Origin of the sequence: Pseudodesulfovibrio portus (assembly GCF_026000375.1) — a bacterium.
Lineage (GTDB): Bacteria > Desulfobacterota > Desulfovibrionia > Desulfovibrionales > Desulfovibrionaceae > Pseudodesulfovibrio > Pseudodesulfovibrio portus.
The window spans coordinates 2,056,444-2,071,512 of record NZ_AP026708.1; the positions used below are offsets into that span (position 1 = coordinate 2,056,444).

Annotated in this window: 15 protein-coding genes; 9 read left to right on the forward strand and 6 right to left on the reverse strand. The window is 64.6% G+C overall.

What is annotated here, in order from left to right; translation table 11 throughout:
* Positions 1–25 precede the first annotated feature (25 nt).
* From OO730_RS09910 to metW, 5 genes are all read left to right on the forward strand, one after another.
* The gene (locus OO730_RS09910; RefSeq protein WP_264981305.1) at positions 26–1,186 is read left to right on the forward strand and encodes an aminotransferase class III-fold pyridoxal phosphate-dependent enzyme; all 1,161 of its coding nucleotides are present in this window, start codon (positions 26–28) and stop codon (positions 1,184–1,186) included.
* Between the two features lie 124 nt (positions 1,187–1,310).
* Positions 1,311–2,081 carry an urease accessory protein UreH domain-containing protein gene (locus OO730_RS09915; protein ID WP_264981306.1) on the forward strand — a complete coding sequence of 257 codons (771 nt, stop codon included), beginning with the start codon at positions 1,311–1,313 and terminating at the stop codon, positions 2,079–2,081.
* A gap of 12 nt (positions 2,082–2,093) precedes the next feature.
* A complete protein-coding gene (locus tag OO730_RS09920; RefSeq protein WP_264981307.1) occupies positions 2,094–2,504 on the forward strand; it encodes a MarR family winged helix-turn-helix transcriptional regulator in 411 nt (136 codons plus the stop codon).
* Positions 2,505–2,897: 393 nt separating this feature from the next.
* Complete coding sequence (gene metX / locus OO730_RS09925; protein WP_264981308.1) at positions 2,898–4,088, forward strand: homoserine O-acetyltransferase MetX; 1,191 nt, start codon at positions 2,898–2,900, stop codon at positions 4,086–4,088.
* Positions 4,078–4,683, forward strand: coding sequence for a methionine biosynthesis protein MetW (metW, locus tag OO730_RS09930; RefSeq protein WP_264981309.1), 606 nt, complete (start codon positions 4,078–4,080; stop codon positions 4,681–4,683). The genes metX and metW overlap by 11 nt, the downstream gene beginning before the upstream one ends.
* Positions 4,684–5,125: 442 nt before the next feature.
* Here the strand turns inward: metW and OO730_RS09935 are convergent, their stop codons facing one another.
* The 3 genes from OO730_RS09935 to OO730_RS09945 all read right to left on the reverse strand — a co-directional run bounded on the left by OO730_RS09935 (position 5,126) and on the right by OO730_RS09945 (position 7,507).
* Entirely contained in the window at positions 5,126–6,037 is a 912-nt protein-coding gene (locus OO730_RS09935) for a DMT family transporter (protein WP_264981310.1), read from the reverse strand.
* Positions 6,038–6,107: 70 nt separating this feature from the next.
* Positions 6,108–6,686, reverse strand: coding sequence for a WbuC family cupin fold metalloprotein (locus tag OO730_RS09940; RefSeq protein WP_264981311.1), 579 nt, complete (start codon positions 6,684–6,686; stop codon positions 6,108–6,110).
* Between the two features lie 41 nt (positions 6,687–6,727).
* Positions 6,728–7,507 carry a polysaccharide deacetylase family protein gene (locus OO730_RS09945; RefSeq protein ID WP_264981312.1) on the reverse strand — a complete coding sequence of 260 codons (780 nt, stop codon included), beginning with the start codon at positions 7,505–7,507 and terminating at the stop codon, positions 6,728–6,730.
* A gap of 303 nt (positions 7,508–7,810) precedes the next feature.
* Between OO730_RS09945 and OO730_RS09950 the strand changes: the two genes are divergently transcribed.
* From OO730_RS09950 to OO730_RS09965, 4 genes are all read left to right on the forward strand, one after another.
* Positions 7,811–8,797 (forward strand): glycosyltransferase family protein, encoded by a 987-nt coding sequence (locus tag OO730_RS09950; protein WP_264981313.1) that lies wholly within the window; start codon positions 7,811–7,813, stop codon positions 8,795–8,797.
* A 12-nt stretch (positions 8,798–8,809) separates the two neighbouring features.
* Positions 8,810–9,628 (forward strand): TatD family hydrolase, encoded by an 819-nt coding sequence (locus tag OO730_RS09955; RefSeq protein ID WP_264981314.1) that lies wholly within the window; start codon positions 8,810–8,812, stop codon positions 9,626–9,628.
* A 105-nt stretch (positions 9,629–9,733) separates the two neighbouring features.
* Complete coding sequence (locus OO730_RS09960; protein WP_264981315.1) at positions 9,734–10,516, forward strand: substrate-binding periplasmic protein; 783 nt, start codon at positions 9,734–9,736, stop codon at positions 10,514–10,516.
* Positions 10,517–10,568: 52 nt separating this feature from the next.
* Complete coding sequence (locus tag OO730_RS09965) at positions 10,569–11,456, forward strand: DMT family transporter (protein WP_264981316.1); 888 nt, start codon at positions 10,569–10,571, stop codon at positions 11,454–11,456.
* Between the two features lie 4 nt (positions 11,457–11,460).
* Here the strand turns inward: OO730_RS09965 and OO730_RS09970 are convergent, their stop codons facing one another.
* From OO730_RS09970 to tkt, 3 genes are all read right to left on the reverse strand, one after another.
* A complete protein-coding gene (locus tag OO730_RS09970) occupies positions 11,461–11,817 on the reverse strand; it encodes a PilZ domain-containing protein (RefSeq protein WP_264981317.1) in 357 nt (118 codons plus the stop codon).
* Positions 11,818–12,110: 293 nt separating this feature from the next.
* Entirely contained in the window at positions 12,111–13,094 is a 984-nt protein-coding gene (gene glpX / locus OO730_RS09975; protein ID WP_264981318.1) for a class II fructose-bisphosphatase, read from the reverse strand.
* A gap of 9 nt (positions 13,095–13,103) precedes the next feature.
* Positions 13,104–15,068, reverse strand: a complete 1,965-nt coding sequence (tkt, locus tag OO730_RS09980) for a transketolase (protein ID WP_264981319.1) — start codon at positions 15,066–15,068, stop codon at positions 13,104–13,106.
* Position 15,069 lies beyond the last annotated feature (1 nt).

The following is a 15,069-nucleotide window of genomic DNA, read 5'->3' on the forward strand; positions in this document are numbered from 1 at the left end:
CCGCCTTCTCCCGCGAGGAACAGCCATGAAGACCTTTCCCTTTCCCGGACACGCCATGCTCCTGCCCGAAATCGTGCGGGCCGACAACTGCTCCCTGTTCGATGCCGCGGGCAACCGCTACGTGGACCTGGAATCCGGGGTGTGGTGCACTCCGGCGGGCCACGGGAACCCGGCCGTGAAGGCGGCCATCTCCGAACAGCTGGACGCCGTGGCCCATGTGGGGTTCTGCTACGGCTCAAGCGTGGTCGAGGAGGCCGCCGGGGCCGTGCAGGGGCTGCTCGGCCACGAAGGCGGGCGGTGCGCCTTTCTTTGTTCCGGCAGCGAGGCCGTGGAATACGGCGTGCGCGCCATGCGGGCCGTGCTGGACGGGGCCGGGATCATGACCATGGCCGACTCCTATTTCGGCGCTTACGGCGACGCGGCCAGTCGCAGGGACGGCTGGTTCGTCTTCGACTGGTTCGGCTGTGAGGGGTGCGGGCGGGAGGCCTGCACTGCCGACTGCCCCCGGTGGGCGTTCATCCCCCTTGACCAGATCGGCGGCTTTCTTTTCGAGCCGGGCAGTTCGTCCGGGTTCGTCCGGTTCCCGCCCGCCAGGCTCATCGAGTCCATCAACAGGGCCCTGAAGGAAAAGGGCGGCCTGTTCATGGTCAACGAGGTGACCACTGGCATGGGAAGGACCGGCAGGTGGTTCGGCCATCAGCACTACGACGTGCGCCCTGACATCGCGGCCCTGGGCAAGGGCGTGGGCAACGGCTACCCCGTGTCGGTCTCGTCCCTGAATGCGGACGTGGTCTCGCGTCTCGGCGGCAAGCCCATCCCCTACGGCCAGTCCCACCTCAACGACCCGCTGGGCGCGGCAGTAGTCCGGGCGGTGATCGGCGAGTTCGAGGAAAAGCGCCTCCTCGAGCGGGCCGCCGACCTGTCCGATATCCTGCTCTCCGGCCTGCAGGCCATTGCCGAAACCTCCCCGCGCACCGTCACCGTGCGGGGCCGGGGCCTGATGGCGGCCATGGAGCTGGGCATGGACCCGGCCGATGCGGCCTCCCTCCACGAGAGCCTGGTGCACAGCGGGTTCATCTGCGCCCTTCGTCCCGGTTCCGACGTACTGCGCATCGACCCGGCCCTGACCATCGACGAGGGCGACCTGCGCGGCTTCATCGATACCCTCGGCTCCCTGCTGGCCTGACCCGGGACGGGTTTCCGCCGTCCGTCCGCAGTGGTCCGAAAATTTATCTTGACAATCAAACTAAGCTGCCATTAGAAAGTTTGAACTTCAAACAATACCTCATTCAAACAAAGTTGAGAACGCAATGGAATTCGAATCGATCTTCTGGGTGGCCCTTCAGTCCAGCCTCATCCTCGGGCTGGTGCACGGGGTGAACCCGTGCGGCCATTCCTGGCTGGTGCTGGCCCCGTTCGTCTACGGTGAGAAGCGGGGCAGGCGCGTTTTTTCCCTGACTGCGGCCTTCATCCTCGGCACCACCCTTGCCTGTTTGGGCATCGGGCTGACCCTGGGGTCCATCTCCCTGGCCATCCCGCCGTCCTTCAATTTCTACGTGGACGTCATCACCTTCGTGATCCTGCTGGCCCTGGGCCTGACCCTGATCGTCAAGCCGGAGTTGCTGCACAGCCACGACCACGACCATCATCATGACCACGACCATGATCACGATCATCACCATCACGACCACGATCATCACGACCATGCGCACGACGACCACGGCCATGAAGGCGGCCGGTGCGGCTGCCACAGTCACGACCAGCCCAGGTCCGCTGCCCGGTCCGTGACCTTCTGGGGGTTGTTTACCATCGGGTTCCTGAACATGATCGTGCCCTGCCCGACCCTGGCCATCATGTACAGCTATGCCCTGGATTCCGGGTCCGTGTACAAGGGGACCATGGTCTTCGCCTCCTATGCCCTGGGCACGGCCATCGCCCTGGCGGGCGTGATCTACGCCATCTACAAGGCGGCCGGCTTCGTGCGCACCCTGAGCCAGGAATGGGTGGAACCGCTGGTCATGCGCATCGCCGGGGTGATGACCATTGGCTTTGCAGGCTACGCCCTGTATACGTCTCTCTAGAGGGGAGGAATCATGATCGGAAAGATCAACCACGCCATAGTCGAATTCTTTGAAAAACTGTCGTCCTGGGAGCACGACGTGGTGCGCGAAAAGGGCATGACCCTGCCCCAGATGCACACTCTGGAGGTGCTCGGCATCCACGGCTCCATGCGCATGAAGGAGCTGGCCGAGGCCATGGGCGTGACCACCGGCACCCTGACCGTGCAGGTGGACCGCCTGGAGGACAGGGGCTGCGTGCGCCGCGTGCCCCACGAGTCCGACCGCCGGTCCATCAACGTGGAGCTGACCGCCAAGGGGGCTGAGCTGTTCGAGGAACACGACCGCCTCCACCACCGCCTGACCGAAGAACTCATTTCCGCCTGCCCGGAGGAGGACCGCGAGGCCTTCCTGCGCTGCCTGACCGTCATGAACCGCGAGTTTTAGGGGGGATGCCTCCCCCGGACCCCCAACCCCTCTCCCTTCCTAAACTTTTTTATGCGCATCCGCGCGGGTTGGGGTTGAGATCGGGCAAGCCTCTTTTCAAAACTCTTTCCAACACGCCACCACACGTATTTTTCGATGACGAAAGGAGACGCTTGTGGCGTGGGCACTGTCCCGAAGTCTTCGCGTTCAAGGGCAAGGCGGCGTTCCGCTTGCCCTTGAACGCGAAGACTTCGGGACATTCCGTTCCTCCCATCCCGAGCGTCCCCTCCGCCCCGGCGCGCCTCTCGCCGCAGGCGACATAGGGGTCCAGGGCAGCGCCCTGCTCTCCCCGAAGGGGCCGCCGGAGGCTATCTCTTATTGACCGCCCTTGCGCCGTGTCTTACCTTTCCGGGCATGAGCGAGTATATTGACCACGACGACACCGGCCGGTCCGTGGGGCTGGTCCGGAAGCAGGCGTTCACCTTCGGCGAGTCCGGGCAGGGCCTGGTCCTGGACAGCGGGCGCACCCTGGCCCCGGTGACCCTGGCCTATGAGACCTGCGGCACGCTCAATGCCGACAGGACCAACGCCATCCTGATCTGCCACGCCCTGACCGGGGATTCGCACGTTGCCGGGTACTATTCCGAGGACGATCCCAAGCCGGGCTGGTGGGACCTCATGGTCGGGCCGGGCAAGCCGCTGGACACGGACAAGTTCTTCATCATCTGCTCCAACGTCATCGGCGGCTGCATGGGCTCCACCGGGCCCGTGTCCCGCAACCCGGAGACCAACCAGCCGTATGGGGCGAAATTCCCGGTGGTGACCATCGGCGACATGGTCCGCTGCCAGCGCCGCCTGGTGGACCATCTGGGCATCGACACGCTGCTGGCCGTGGTCGGCGGGTCCGTGGGCGGCATGCAGGTGCTGGAGTGGTCGGTGCGCTATCCCGACCGGGTGCACGCGGCCATCCCGCTGGCCACCACCACCAAGCATTCGGCCCAGGCCATCGCCTTCAACGAGGTGGCCCGCCAGGCCATCATGGCCGACCCCACCTGGAACCGGGGCGACTACTACGAGACCGGAAGGCCGGAGCACGGGCTGGCCGTGGCCCGCATGATCGGCCACATCACCTATCTTTCCGACGAGTCCATGCGCCACAAGTTCGACCGCCGCCTTCAGGACCGGGTGGAGCTGTCCTTTGATTTCGAGGCCGACTTCCAGGTGGAATCCTACCTGCGTTACCAGGGCAACAAGTTCGTGGAGCGGTTCGACGCCAACTCCTTTCTCTACCTGACCAAGGCCGCCGATTACTTCAACCTGGAGAACCAGTACGGCGACGGCTCGCTGGTGGCCGCCTTTTCCCGGGCGTCCTGCAAGTACCTGGTCATCTCCTTCACCTCGGACTGGCTCTATCCGACCTACCAGTCCAAGGCCATGGTCAAGGGCATGAAGAAGAACGGGCTGGACGTTTCGTTTTGCGAGATCGAGGCCCCCTGGGGGCACGATGCGTTCCTGCTGCCCAACGAGCGGTTCAACGGCCTGATCCGGGGATTCCTGGACCGCATCTGCACAGGCTGCAACATCGGGGGGGAACATGCGCTTTGATCTGCAGGTCATCGCCTCCTGGATCGAGCCCGGCTCCAAGGTGCTCGACCTCGGCTGCCGCACCGGCTCGCTGCTCGCCTACCTGACCGAGCACAAGTCCATTCGCGGCACCGGCATCGAGATCGACGAGGGGCATGCGGGCGAGGCCATTGCCAAGGGGTTGTCCGTGATCCACGGCGACATCTACGAGGAGATCGAGGACTACCCGGACAACGCCTTTGATTACGTCATCCTGTCCCAGGCGCTCATGCAGGTCATGGATCCCGAGACCCTGATCCGCGAGATGCTCCGCGTGGGCAGGCTCTGCGTGGTCTCGTTCCCCAACTTCACCCACTACAGGAACCGGCTCCAGATGCTCTTCACCGGGCGTGCGCCCATGTCCAAGGAGCTGCCTTACGAGTGGTACAACACGCCCAACATCCGGGTCGTGCCGATCATCGACTTCCGCCGCTTCTGTGCCAACATGCGCGTCCCCATCGTCAAGGAGGTCGCCATATCCACGCATCACCACGACGAGAAGGGCACGGTCATCACCTTCCTGCCCAACCTGTTCGCCACGTTCGGCATCTTCATGCTTGGCCAGCCAGGAAAGTGACCCGGCTTCCGATAGCGGCGCATCTGCACATTTTTCCGGCGAGCCGCGTCCTCGCCGTAGCTAGGCTACGACTGCGGGGCGTCTACGCCGGAGAAAATGCACATCTGCACCACTCTCGAAAGCCTCATCGCGTTATGGGGGTACGACCTTCGAAGTTGGAATTGCTTCGTAAGGTGCGGTGCGCGGTGACCCGCTGTCGGGTGCCCTTGGCACCCGAGTCGCTTTGGCTGTTTATTTGAAGAGGTTCCGATGATCGGGTGATTTGAGATGGGTCTTTAACCATCTCCAATAGAGCCTATCCAGCTAATCGGATCGACGGGTTGCCGTCCACTGCCCCGAACAGAGGGCATTCGTCAACGAAGAGCTTTCCGCGCTCGGCAACAACGGCGTGAGGCTTTCGAGAGTGGGTCAGATGCGCCGCTATCGAAAGCCGGGGCACTCTCTACGGTTTGAGCTGGCTCAGAACCATGCCGGTCAGCATCAATCCGCAGCCGATCAGGGCGCGCACGGAAAGCACCTCTCCCAGCATGAGCCAGCCGCCGAGGGCGGCGAAGACGGCTTCGAGGCTCAGGATGATGGCCGCGTGGGCGGGTTGCGCGTCGCGCTGGGCAATGACCTGCAGGGTGTAGGCCACGCCCACGGACATGAGGCCGCCGTAGGCGATGGCCGGGGCCGCGCCCATGACGCCGGGCAGGGTGATCTCTTCGGTGATCACGGCCCCGATCAGGGAGAGGACGGCGCAGGCCGCGAACTGGATGGTGGACAGCTTGATGGCGTCCACCGCGTCCATGCCCGGAGACAGCTTGCCGATGAGCAGGACGTGGCCCGCCCAGAAGAGCGCGCCGATGAGGATGAGCAGGTCGCCGAAGGAGATGGTCAGGTCGGCCGTGACCGAGAGCAGGTACATGCCGATGACGGCCATGCCCGCGCCCAGCCAGGTTCCCCAGCCGGGGCGTTGGGCCAGGGCCAGGCCGAAGATGGGCACGAAGACCACGTACAGTCCGGTGATGAAGCCCGCCTTGCCCGCAGTGGAAGCTTCGAGGCCGAGTTCGGCCAGTTGCGGACCGGCCAGGCCGATCTGCTGCAGGGACGCGCCCGCGAACAGGGCGATGCCGAGCAGCCCGCCGCCCACTGCCATGCGCTTCTTGTCGGCGTTTTCGGTGACGAAGCCGCGCTTTTTTTCCAGGGACAGGATGAGCGGGACCAGGGCCAGGGCGCCCAGGGCGAAGCGGATGCCGTTGAAGGTCAGCGGCCCCACATGGTCCATGCCCACCCGTTGGGCCACGAAGGCAAGCCCCCAGATGGCGGCGGTGACGAAGAGCAGGACATCGGCCCGAAGTGTGCGTGAATGCAAGATGTGATCTCCCTGATAAAGATCATCCCGTTTACTGCATTCGTCCTGCAGCCGCAAGGACCGGGCGGGATTATTCGGCGGTGCCTGCCGCTTCTGCCGCCTTGGCCTCTTCGGCGGCGGTGTTGGCCCGTTCGGCCAAGTCCTTGATCAGGTTGAGCAGGTAGGGCTCGGCCTCGGGAGCCCCTTCGCGCGGGGCCCAGCCGGGCACGTCCTTGTCGTCGGTGGCCGAATAGGGGCCGTCCTTGATCTCGAACATCAGGGTGTCGGGCTTGAGGGGGATGTAGGTGTGATAGACGTGGGGGGCCACGTCCACGCCGAAATTCTCGGTGCCGGGCTGGAGCAGGAGCGTGTTCGTGACCACGCCTTGGTCCGAAAATTCGACGAAGAGCAGGGACCCGGCCACCACCATGACGGTCTCCTCCTTGCGCGGGTGCAGGTGCCGGTGGGGCATGATGTAGGTGCCCGGCTGGAGTGCGTTGAACATGCGCTGCACGCCGCTGTCGTGCGATTTGTGAATCTTTTGCAGCATGCGCAGGCGGGGGCTCTCGCGGGACATGGCGAGCAACTGGCCCACCATTTTCAGGGTCATGGGAGCGACGTCGGCGTCGGGAGCGTCCAGGGCCACGGGAAAGGATTGTTCTTCAGTCATAGGCAGGTGGTACCCCTCCTGAACGTTTTGGGCAAGAACGTCTATTCGGGCAGTGGCCAGATTCCGGCGGGAGACAGCCACCGGACGGCCGGGTGGTCGCGGGTCAGCTCGAACAGCGTCTCCACGAACTCCCATGCGTCGGCTTCCATGTCCAGGTGATGGGTGCGCATGCCCGTGGGCTCGGTCTCGTCGGCCTCGCCCGTGCGTTTGGCCCGCAGGTGGTCGACCATGTCCTTCACGCAGGCGTCGGCACCGGCAAATCCGGCGTCTCCCTTCTCGGACCAGGCAAGGACGTCGCAGTGCACGTTGACCATGCGCAGATCGTCCGGCGGGACAGGGCGTTGTTCGCGGTGGACGCAGGAGAGTCCCCGGAAACCCATGACCGGCAGGTAGGGCAGGAGCTGGGAGTCGATGTGGCTCCACGGCGGCACCAGGACCGGAACGAAACGGACCTTGAAAAGCTGGTTGAACTTGAGCATGCCCTGGCGCAGTTCGTCGAGGACCACGGACTTGGGCCGGTGAAGGCCCAGCTCGAAGTGCTCGCTGCCGTCGGGCGAGTGATCGGCATGGGAGAAGCCGTGCTGAAGGACCCAGACATGGGCCGCGTCCGAGACCGCCTTGCGCAGCGGTTCGCCCGCCCCGGCAGGGATGGCGGCCAGGCCGCAGGGAATCTCGTGCCGGTTGGAAACGCTTATCAGCCGGTCCAGCTCCACGGTGGGTACGGTGGCGTTGTCGTCCCGCCACCACAGTTCAACGGTCCGGCCCGCCTTTTGCCAGGCGTCCAGTTCCTTCAGAAAAGGTTGCAATGCTTCGAGGGTCATAGGACGATTACTCTATCAGACCTTTGTCATAAAAGCCAACGCCATCTGCTTTGGCAAGGCAGGCCGATTCGATCCGTTGCCCATTCGTCGCACATCCTCCACGAAGCCGAAAAGATTCCACGCCCGCCGGAGCGTAGTCTGCCCGCAGACGGAACAAGCACAGAACTCCTTCCCTCCGGCGAGCGGGGCGGGCCTCCCCATCTCCAAGCCCGTCCCGCTCTCTCCCGGGCGGGCCGATCGATCAGTGCACGGTCGTCAGCCGCCTTGCCAAACCTGCCGGTTTATGGTTTCCAGAAGAAGAGCATGAAAACATACATCTTCCTGCCGCCGGTCAAGAAACCGACCGGGGGCGTCACCGTATTGCGGCAGATGGCCGACATCCTGCACCAGGCCGGGCACGAGGCCTTTCTGGTGGCCCGTGAACAGGGCGGATGGAAGCCCGAAGGGTTGGCCGACGCCGCGCCCGTCATCCAGTGGGCGGACATGAAGCTGACCGGTTCCGATGTCTGGCTGGTGCCCGAGGGGTGGGTCAACGCCCTGGCTCCGGGGCTGGAGGCGGGGGCGACCTGTTTCAATTACGTGCAGAACTGGGCCTATCTTTTTTCCGCACTGCCCGAGGGCGTGAACTGGCACACCCTGCCCGTGGAGTTCCTCGCCGTGTCCGACCCGGTCTCTCGATTCATCAAGGAAACGACCTTCAAGGACGCGACCGTCCTTCGGCCCGGCATTGACCGGTCCATTTTTTTCGCGCCCGACGCCAAGCCCTCGGGAAGGATCAACGTGGCCTACATGCCGCGCAAGAACAAGGCCCTGGCCGCTCAGATCAGGGCCATCCAGCTCCACCGGTGCGGCCCTGACCGCGTCAACTGGCTGCCCATCGAGGGCATGGACGCCCGCCAGGTGGCCGACACCCTGCGCTCGGCCCACATTTTCCTGGCCACCGGATTCCCCGAGGGATGCCCACTGCCGCCGCTGGAGGCCATGGCCTGCGGCTGCCTGCCGGTGGGCTTCACCGGCATCGGCGGATGGGACTACATGCGCCAGCTTCAGCGGGAGCCCCGGTACACGCCGTGGATGACCCTGCGGGAATGTTCCTGGTCGGGCAACGGCCTGTGGTGCGCGGACGGCGACGTGCTCGACGCGGCCCTGTGCCTGGAAGAGGCCGCGCAGATGGTCGAGGAGGGCGGCCTCCCCCTCCGGGCCGGCCTGGATGCGTGCCGGGAGACCGCCGACGCCTACTCGCTGGAAGAACAGAAAAACGCCGTCCTGGCATTGTGGGACGAGTTGTAGGATAGAAGCCGCATGTCCAAATCCAAACGTCCTGAACCCGAATCCCTGGAGTTGCCTCTGGCCGGGGTGGACTCCCATGCCCATCTCGACCTGGACGACTTCGACGAGGACCGCGAGGCGATCATAGAGCGGGCCACGGCCTCCGGGTTCAGCCAGATCATGAACGTCTTTCTCGGTCCGGACGCCTACGAGAAAAACCGGGGGCTGTTCGATTCCCACCCGCAGATTTCCTTTCTCATGGCCGTGCACCCCAACGACGCGGACCAGCTGACCGACGACGTGCTCGACCGCATGCGGGTCCACTTCAAGGCGGACCCGCGCCTCAAGGGCGTGGGCGAAGTGGGGCTGGACTACTATTGGGAGCGCGTTCCGCACGACGTGCAGAAGAGTGCCTTCATCAAACAGCTCGACCTGGCCCGGGAGCTTTCCCTGCCGGTGGTCATCCATTCCCGCGACGCCAACGCCGACACCGTGGCCGTCCTCGAAGAACAGGGGTTCAGGGACTACCCGGTCCTGTGGCACTGCTTCGGCGCGGGCATGGACCTGGCCGAGACCGTGGTTGCCAACGGCTGGCACGTCTCCATCCCCGGCACGGTCACCTTCCGCAAGAAGAGCGACGACGTCCAGGCCGCCGTGGCCCGCATCCCGTTCGACCGGCTCATGATCGAGACCGACTGCCCCTACCTTGCGCCCGAGCCGTGGCGCGGCAAGCGCAACCATCCGGCCCTGGCCGTGTTCACCGCCCGGCGCGTGGCCCAGATCAAGGGCCGCTCCCTGGAAGACGTCTGGCGCATCACCGGCGACAACGCGCGCCGGTTCTTCGGCCTGTAGGCCGTGGCGTTCCCATTCGTCTTCGCGTTATAGAAGTTGAACTAGCCAAATACCGTTCATTGGTGTATGAGTGTGCGCGGTCGAACTCTTGAGGGAGTGTCGGAAATGCATGCATGCATGAGGACTGTGGCGGTCATTGCCCTTTGTCTGGCCGTGTTGGCCGGGCCATTGGATTCTCCGTGTGCGGCCCGTGGCCAGGGCAGTCGGCCCAAGCTCGTCTTCACCACCTTTCCGAGCGACGGCATGGGGGTGCTGTTCAGGCAAATCCTGGTCGAAGCCTACGGGCGGATCGGCGTTGACGTTGAAGTCCTGAAGGCCCCGGCCGAGCGCGGCCTGGTCCTGGCCAACCAGGGGCACTGCGACGGCATGGACGCCCGGGCTCCGGTCGTCGAGGAGTCGTGCCCCAACCTCGTTCGGGTGCCCACCGCCCTGTACGTCAATACCGTGGTCGCCTATTCCAAGAAAACGGACATAGACCCCGCCCGGGGGTGGGACGTGCTTGCCCCTTACCGTGTAGGGTCCCTTCTCGGGTACAAGTTCGTGGAAAAGAAGACGAGCGCCTACGACCGCGTCCTTGTCTCCTGTTACGGCCAGCTCTTCGCCATGCTCGAGAACGACCGTCTGGACGTGGCCGTGGTCGCCTACCTGGACGCTCTGCCGAGCCTGCGGGACGTCGACCTCGGGGGCATCCGCCTGCTTTCCCCGCCCCTGGCCAGCACCCCGATGTACCACTATCTCCACAAGAAGCATGCGGACCTTGTGCCCGCCATCGACAATGTCCTGCGGCAGATGCGGGATGAGGGGAGGCTGGACGCGCTTCTGGAAGAGGCCGTTGCCGTGTTCAAGACCATGCACGTGATGCCGTGCAAAATCTCCCTGCCGCAATAGCGTCCCCCACATTGGCCTTGACTCCCGAAAGGAATGGCATAGTCTCCCGGCCATGAACCTCCTCACTCCCGGCATGCGGCTCATGCTGCTCGGAACCTTTCTCTTTTCCATCGGCTCGCTGCTGGTGAAGGTGGCGGGCGTCCGCCTTCCCTCCATGGAGATTCTGTTCGTGCGCGGCGTGGTGGGCGTGGCCCTGTGCTGGTACATCCTGCGCCGTGCCGGGGCGGGCATGTTCGGACAGCGGAAGTTCCTGCTGTTCATGCGCGGGCTGCTCGGGTTCGCGGCCCTGTTCGCCGAATTTTACACCATCGTCCATCTCCCCCTGGCCGATGCCCTCGTGCTGCTTTTCTCCCACCCCATGGTGGTGGCCCTGTTCGCCTGGATACTGCTGGGCGAGAAGCTGTCCGCCGGTGCGCTGTTGTCCATTCTCGCCACCTTGGTCGGGGTGCTCCTGGTCTGCCGTCCGGCCATGCTGTTCGGGACGGCAACGGCGTCGCTCGATCCCGTTGCCCTGGCCGTGGCCTTTGCAGCCATCATCCTGATTTCCGCCGCAGTGCTCACTGTCCGGGCCCTGGCCAAAACCGAGCACCCGGCCGTGGTCATGGTCTACCCGCCTTTGTTCATCGCCCTGTTCGCCCCCCTGTTCGCCGAGGGCTGGCTGATGCCCACCCCGGAAGAATGGCTGGCGGTGCTCGGCGTGGCGCTGTTCATGAACGCGGGGCAGTATTACATGACCAAGGGGTATGCCATCGAGTCCGCCGCCCGGATCAGCGGCGTCTCCTGCCTGGAGATCGTGTTCGCGGCAACGTGGGGCATGATGTTTCTGGGCGAGGTCCCGGACATGTGGACCATCGGGGGCGGGGCGCTCATCGTCTTCGGCGTTCTGCTCCTGGGGCGCAGCGGCCTGAAAGAGCGGGCTTCCGAATCAGCCGCAGGCTGACTCCTCACATCTTTTCGAATACGTGCAGAAGCTCTTCATCCACTTCGTCGGGGTCGTCGGCGTTGAGGGTGACCAGCCGGTGCAGGAAGGTGAAGCTCAGTTCGTCCATCTCCTTGAAGGCCATGGCCGCGTAGCCGCCCCCGCGGCGGATGATCTCGCCTTCCACCACGATGCGGATGCCCGGGGACAGGGGCAGGTGCAGTTCGCACAGGGTGCCGCTTTTGCAGTCTTCGCACCCTTTGAGCAGGGCCCCCTTGAGGCTCAGGTTGCGGGTGGATACGGGGATGACCACGTCGCCTATGGTCACATAGGCCTCGAATCCGGCATCGATGCGGGTGGAGCGGCGTTTTTCATCGGACATGGCGTTTTCCTCCATGGCCAGCATAGCACAGTCGGGCAGATGAAAAAAGCCTCCCCCCGGCCCTGCCGCCCGATCCATATCCGCCCGCCCGGCAGCACGCTCAACCGCCTCCACCATGCTGCGCGAATGCGCCACAAAAAGTTTAGGAAAAGGGAGGGATGGGGGTCCGGGGGAAGGGAGGGAAAAAACCTTTTCAAAGGGTTTTTCCCTCCCTTCCCCCGGCCGCCGGAGGCAAAAAAGGGCCGGGATGCACAAGCATCCCGGCCCTTTTTTGATTCGAGTGGTTCGGCGGTCTAGTCGTATTCCACGGCGGAGATGCGCATCAGGGTTTCCCAGTTGTGGATGGCTTCAACGTAGCGGATGGTGCCGGTCTTGCCGCGCATGACCAGGGAGGAGGTCTCCGCGCCGTGGCCGTGGTAGGTGACGCCCTTGAGGAAGGTGCCGCCGGAGATGCCGGTGGCCGCGAAGAACAGGTCGTCGGACTTGACCAGGTCGGACACGGTCAGGACCCGGCGGATATCCATGCCGAATTCGGACAGGGCGTTCTTTTCCTTCTGCTTCTGGGGGTCGAGCTTGGCGAACATCTCGCCGCCCATGATGCGGATGGCGATGGCCGAGAGCACGCCCTCGGGGGTGCCGCCGGTGCCCATCATGACGTCCACTTCGCAGCGCGGGTCGATGGCCATGAGCGAACCGGTGATGTCGCCGTCGGTGTGCAGCTGGATGCGTGCGCCCGCCTCGCGGATTTCGGAGATGAGCTTCTTGTGGCGGGGCTTGTCCAGGACGAAGACCACCAGGTCGTCCACGTCCTTGTCCAGGGCGCGGGCGATGAGCTTGAGGTTGTGGCCGGTGGGCGCTTCGATGTCCACCACGTCCTTGGCCTTGGACGGGACCACCAGCTTCTGCATGTAGTAGGACGGGCCCGGATCGAACATGGCGCCCGCCGGGGCCACGCCCACCACGGAGATGGCGTTGGGGCGGCCGTTGGCCAGCAGGTTGGTGCCCTCCAGCGGGTCCACTGCGATGTCCACCTTGGGGCCATGGCCCAGGCCGAGTTTTTCACCGGCGTAAAGCATGGGGGCGTCGTCCTTCTCGCCTTCGCCGATCATGATCTGGCCTTCGATTTCCAGGGTGTTGAAGCTCAGGCGCATGGCGTCGACAGCCGCCTGGTCGGCGGAGATCTTGTCGCCTTTGCCGAGCCAGCGGGCGCAGGCAAGCGCTGCGGCCTCGGTGACGCGGACCAGGTCCAGGGCGAGATTTTTCTGTGGTGCTTCCATGGCTGACTCCTAGTATTTTTCCCGGATCATCCGGGCAAAGTTCTCCGGCGTGAAGCCGTATTTGTCGGACAGGACCTTGCCGGGGGCGCTCGCACCGAAGTGGTCGAGGCCCAGGACCACGCCGTTCAGGCCGACGTACTTGTACCACAGGCCTGTGCGGCCTGCCTCGGCAGCGGCGCGGGCCGTGACTTCCGGCGGCAATACTTCATTTTTATATGAATCCGGCTGGTCGTCAAACAGTTTGGCCGACGGCATGGAGACCACCCGCACCTTGCGTTTGAAGAGCTTGGCGGTTTCCAGGCAGAGCGAGACCTCGGAGCCGGAGCCTATGAGGATCAGGTCCGGGGTGCCGTCGCAGTCCTTGAGCACGTATGCGCCCTTGCGCGGGCCCTCGGGCAGGGCCGGGTACTCGGCCGGATCGAGGACCGGCAGCCCCTGGCGGGTCAGGAAGATGGTGGACGGGTGCTTTTCCTGCTTCAGGGCGATGTCCAGGCAGACCGCAGTCTCGTTGGCGTCGGCCGGGCGCAGGTCGATGAGGTCCGGGATCAGCCGCAGCGAGCTGATGTGCTCGATGGGCTGGTGGGTCGGGCCGTCTTCGCCCACCCAGAAGGAGTCGTGGGTGAACACGTACAGCACGGGCAGTTCCTGCAGGGCGGACATGCGGATGGCGTTGCGGCAGTAATCGGCAAAGGTCAGGAAGGTCGCGCCGAAGGGCATGACGCCGCCGTGCAGCTGCAACCCGTTCATGATGGCGGCCATGGGGAACTCGCGCACGCCGAAGGCCAGGTTGCGGGAACCGTAGCCGTCCACGCCGAAGTCGCCGTAGGTGTCGCGGAAGACCTGTGTCTGGTTGGACGGGTCGAGGTCGGCGGAGCCGCCCACCAGGGTGGGCAGGGATGCGGACACGGTGTTCAGGCACGCGCCCCAGGCCTTGCGGGTGGCCATGGTCTCGCCCGGCGTGAACTCGGGCCAGTCGATGGACAGTTCCGCGCGCGGCTTGGTCACGTGCCCCCAGAATTCGGCGAACTTGGCGTCGCTCATCTTGGACTCGACCATGGCCTTCCACTCGGCTGCGTTCTGGCGCAGGCCGTCGTCGCGGGAGCGGAAATGGGCGATGACGTCCTCGGGAACGTAAAAGTCTTCGGCGGGCAGGCCGAGTTTTTCCTTGGTGGCCGTGATCTCTTCGGCGGACAGGGGGGAACCGTGGGTCTTGTGGCTGCCTTCCATGGTGGCCGCGCCCTTGGCCATGGTGGTGTGGCCGATGATCAGGGTCGGCTTGCTCGTCTCGAGCTGGGCGTCCTTGATGGCCTTGCGGATTTCGTCATGGTTGTGGCCGTCCACTTCGAGCACCTGCCAGCACAGCCCTTCGAAGACCTTGCGGTGGTCGGTGCAGTCGACCTTGCAGCACGGCCCGGCCAGCTGAATCTTGTTGGAGTCGTAGTAGACGATGAGCTTGCCTAGGCCCCACAGGCCAGCCAGGGAGGCCGCGCCCAGGGCCACGGGCTCCTGGATGTCGCCGTCGCAGGACAGGGCGTAGGTATAGTGGTCCATGACGTCGCTTCCGAGCTTGTCGCCCAGGAACGCCTCGGCTGCGGCAAAGCCGACGGAAACGGCGAAGCCCTGGCCCAGGGGGCCGGAGGTGGCTTCCACGCCGGGGGTCATGTCCACTTCCGGGTGACCGGGGGTCAGGGAGCCGAGCTGGCGGAAGGACTTGAGATCGTCCGCGGAGAGCAGCCCCTTCAGATGGAGCAGGCTGTACAGCAGCATGGACTCGTGTCCTGCGGCCAGGACGAAGCGGTCGCGGTTGAACCAGTCAGTGTCGTCCGGGTTGGTATTCAGGAATTCGGAAAAAAGGATGGTGGCGAAATCGGCGGAGGACATGGCGCCGCCCGGATGGCCGGAATTGGCTTTGGCAACGCCGTCCATGATCAGTCCCTTGACCACGGCAACAGTCTTGTCCGTCATGGTGCTCATG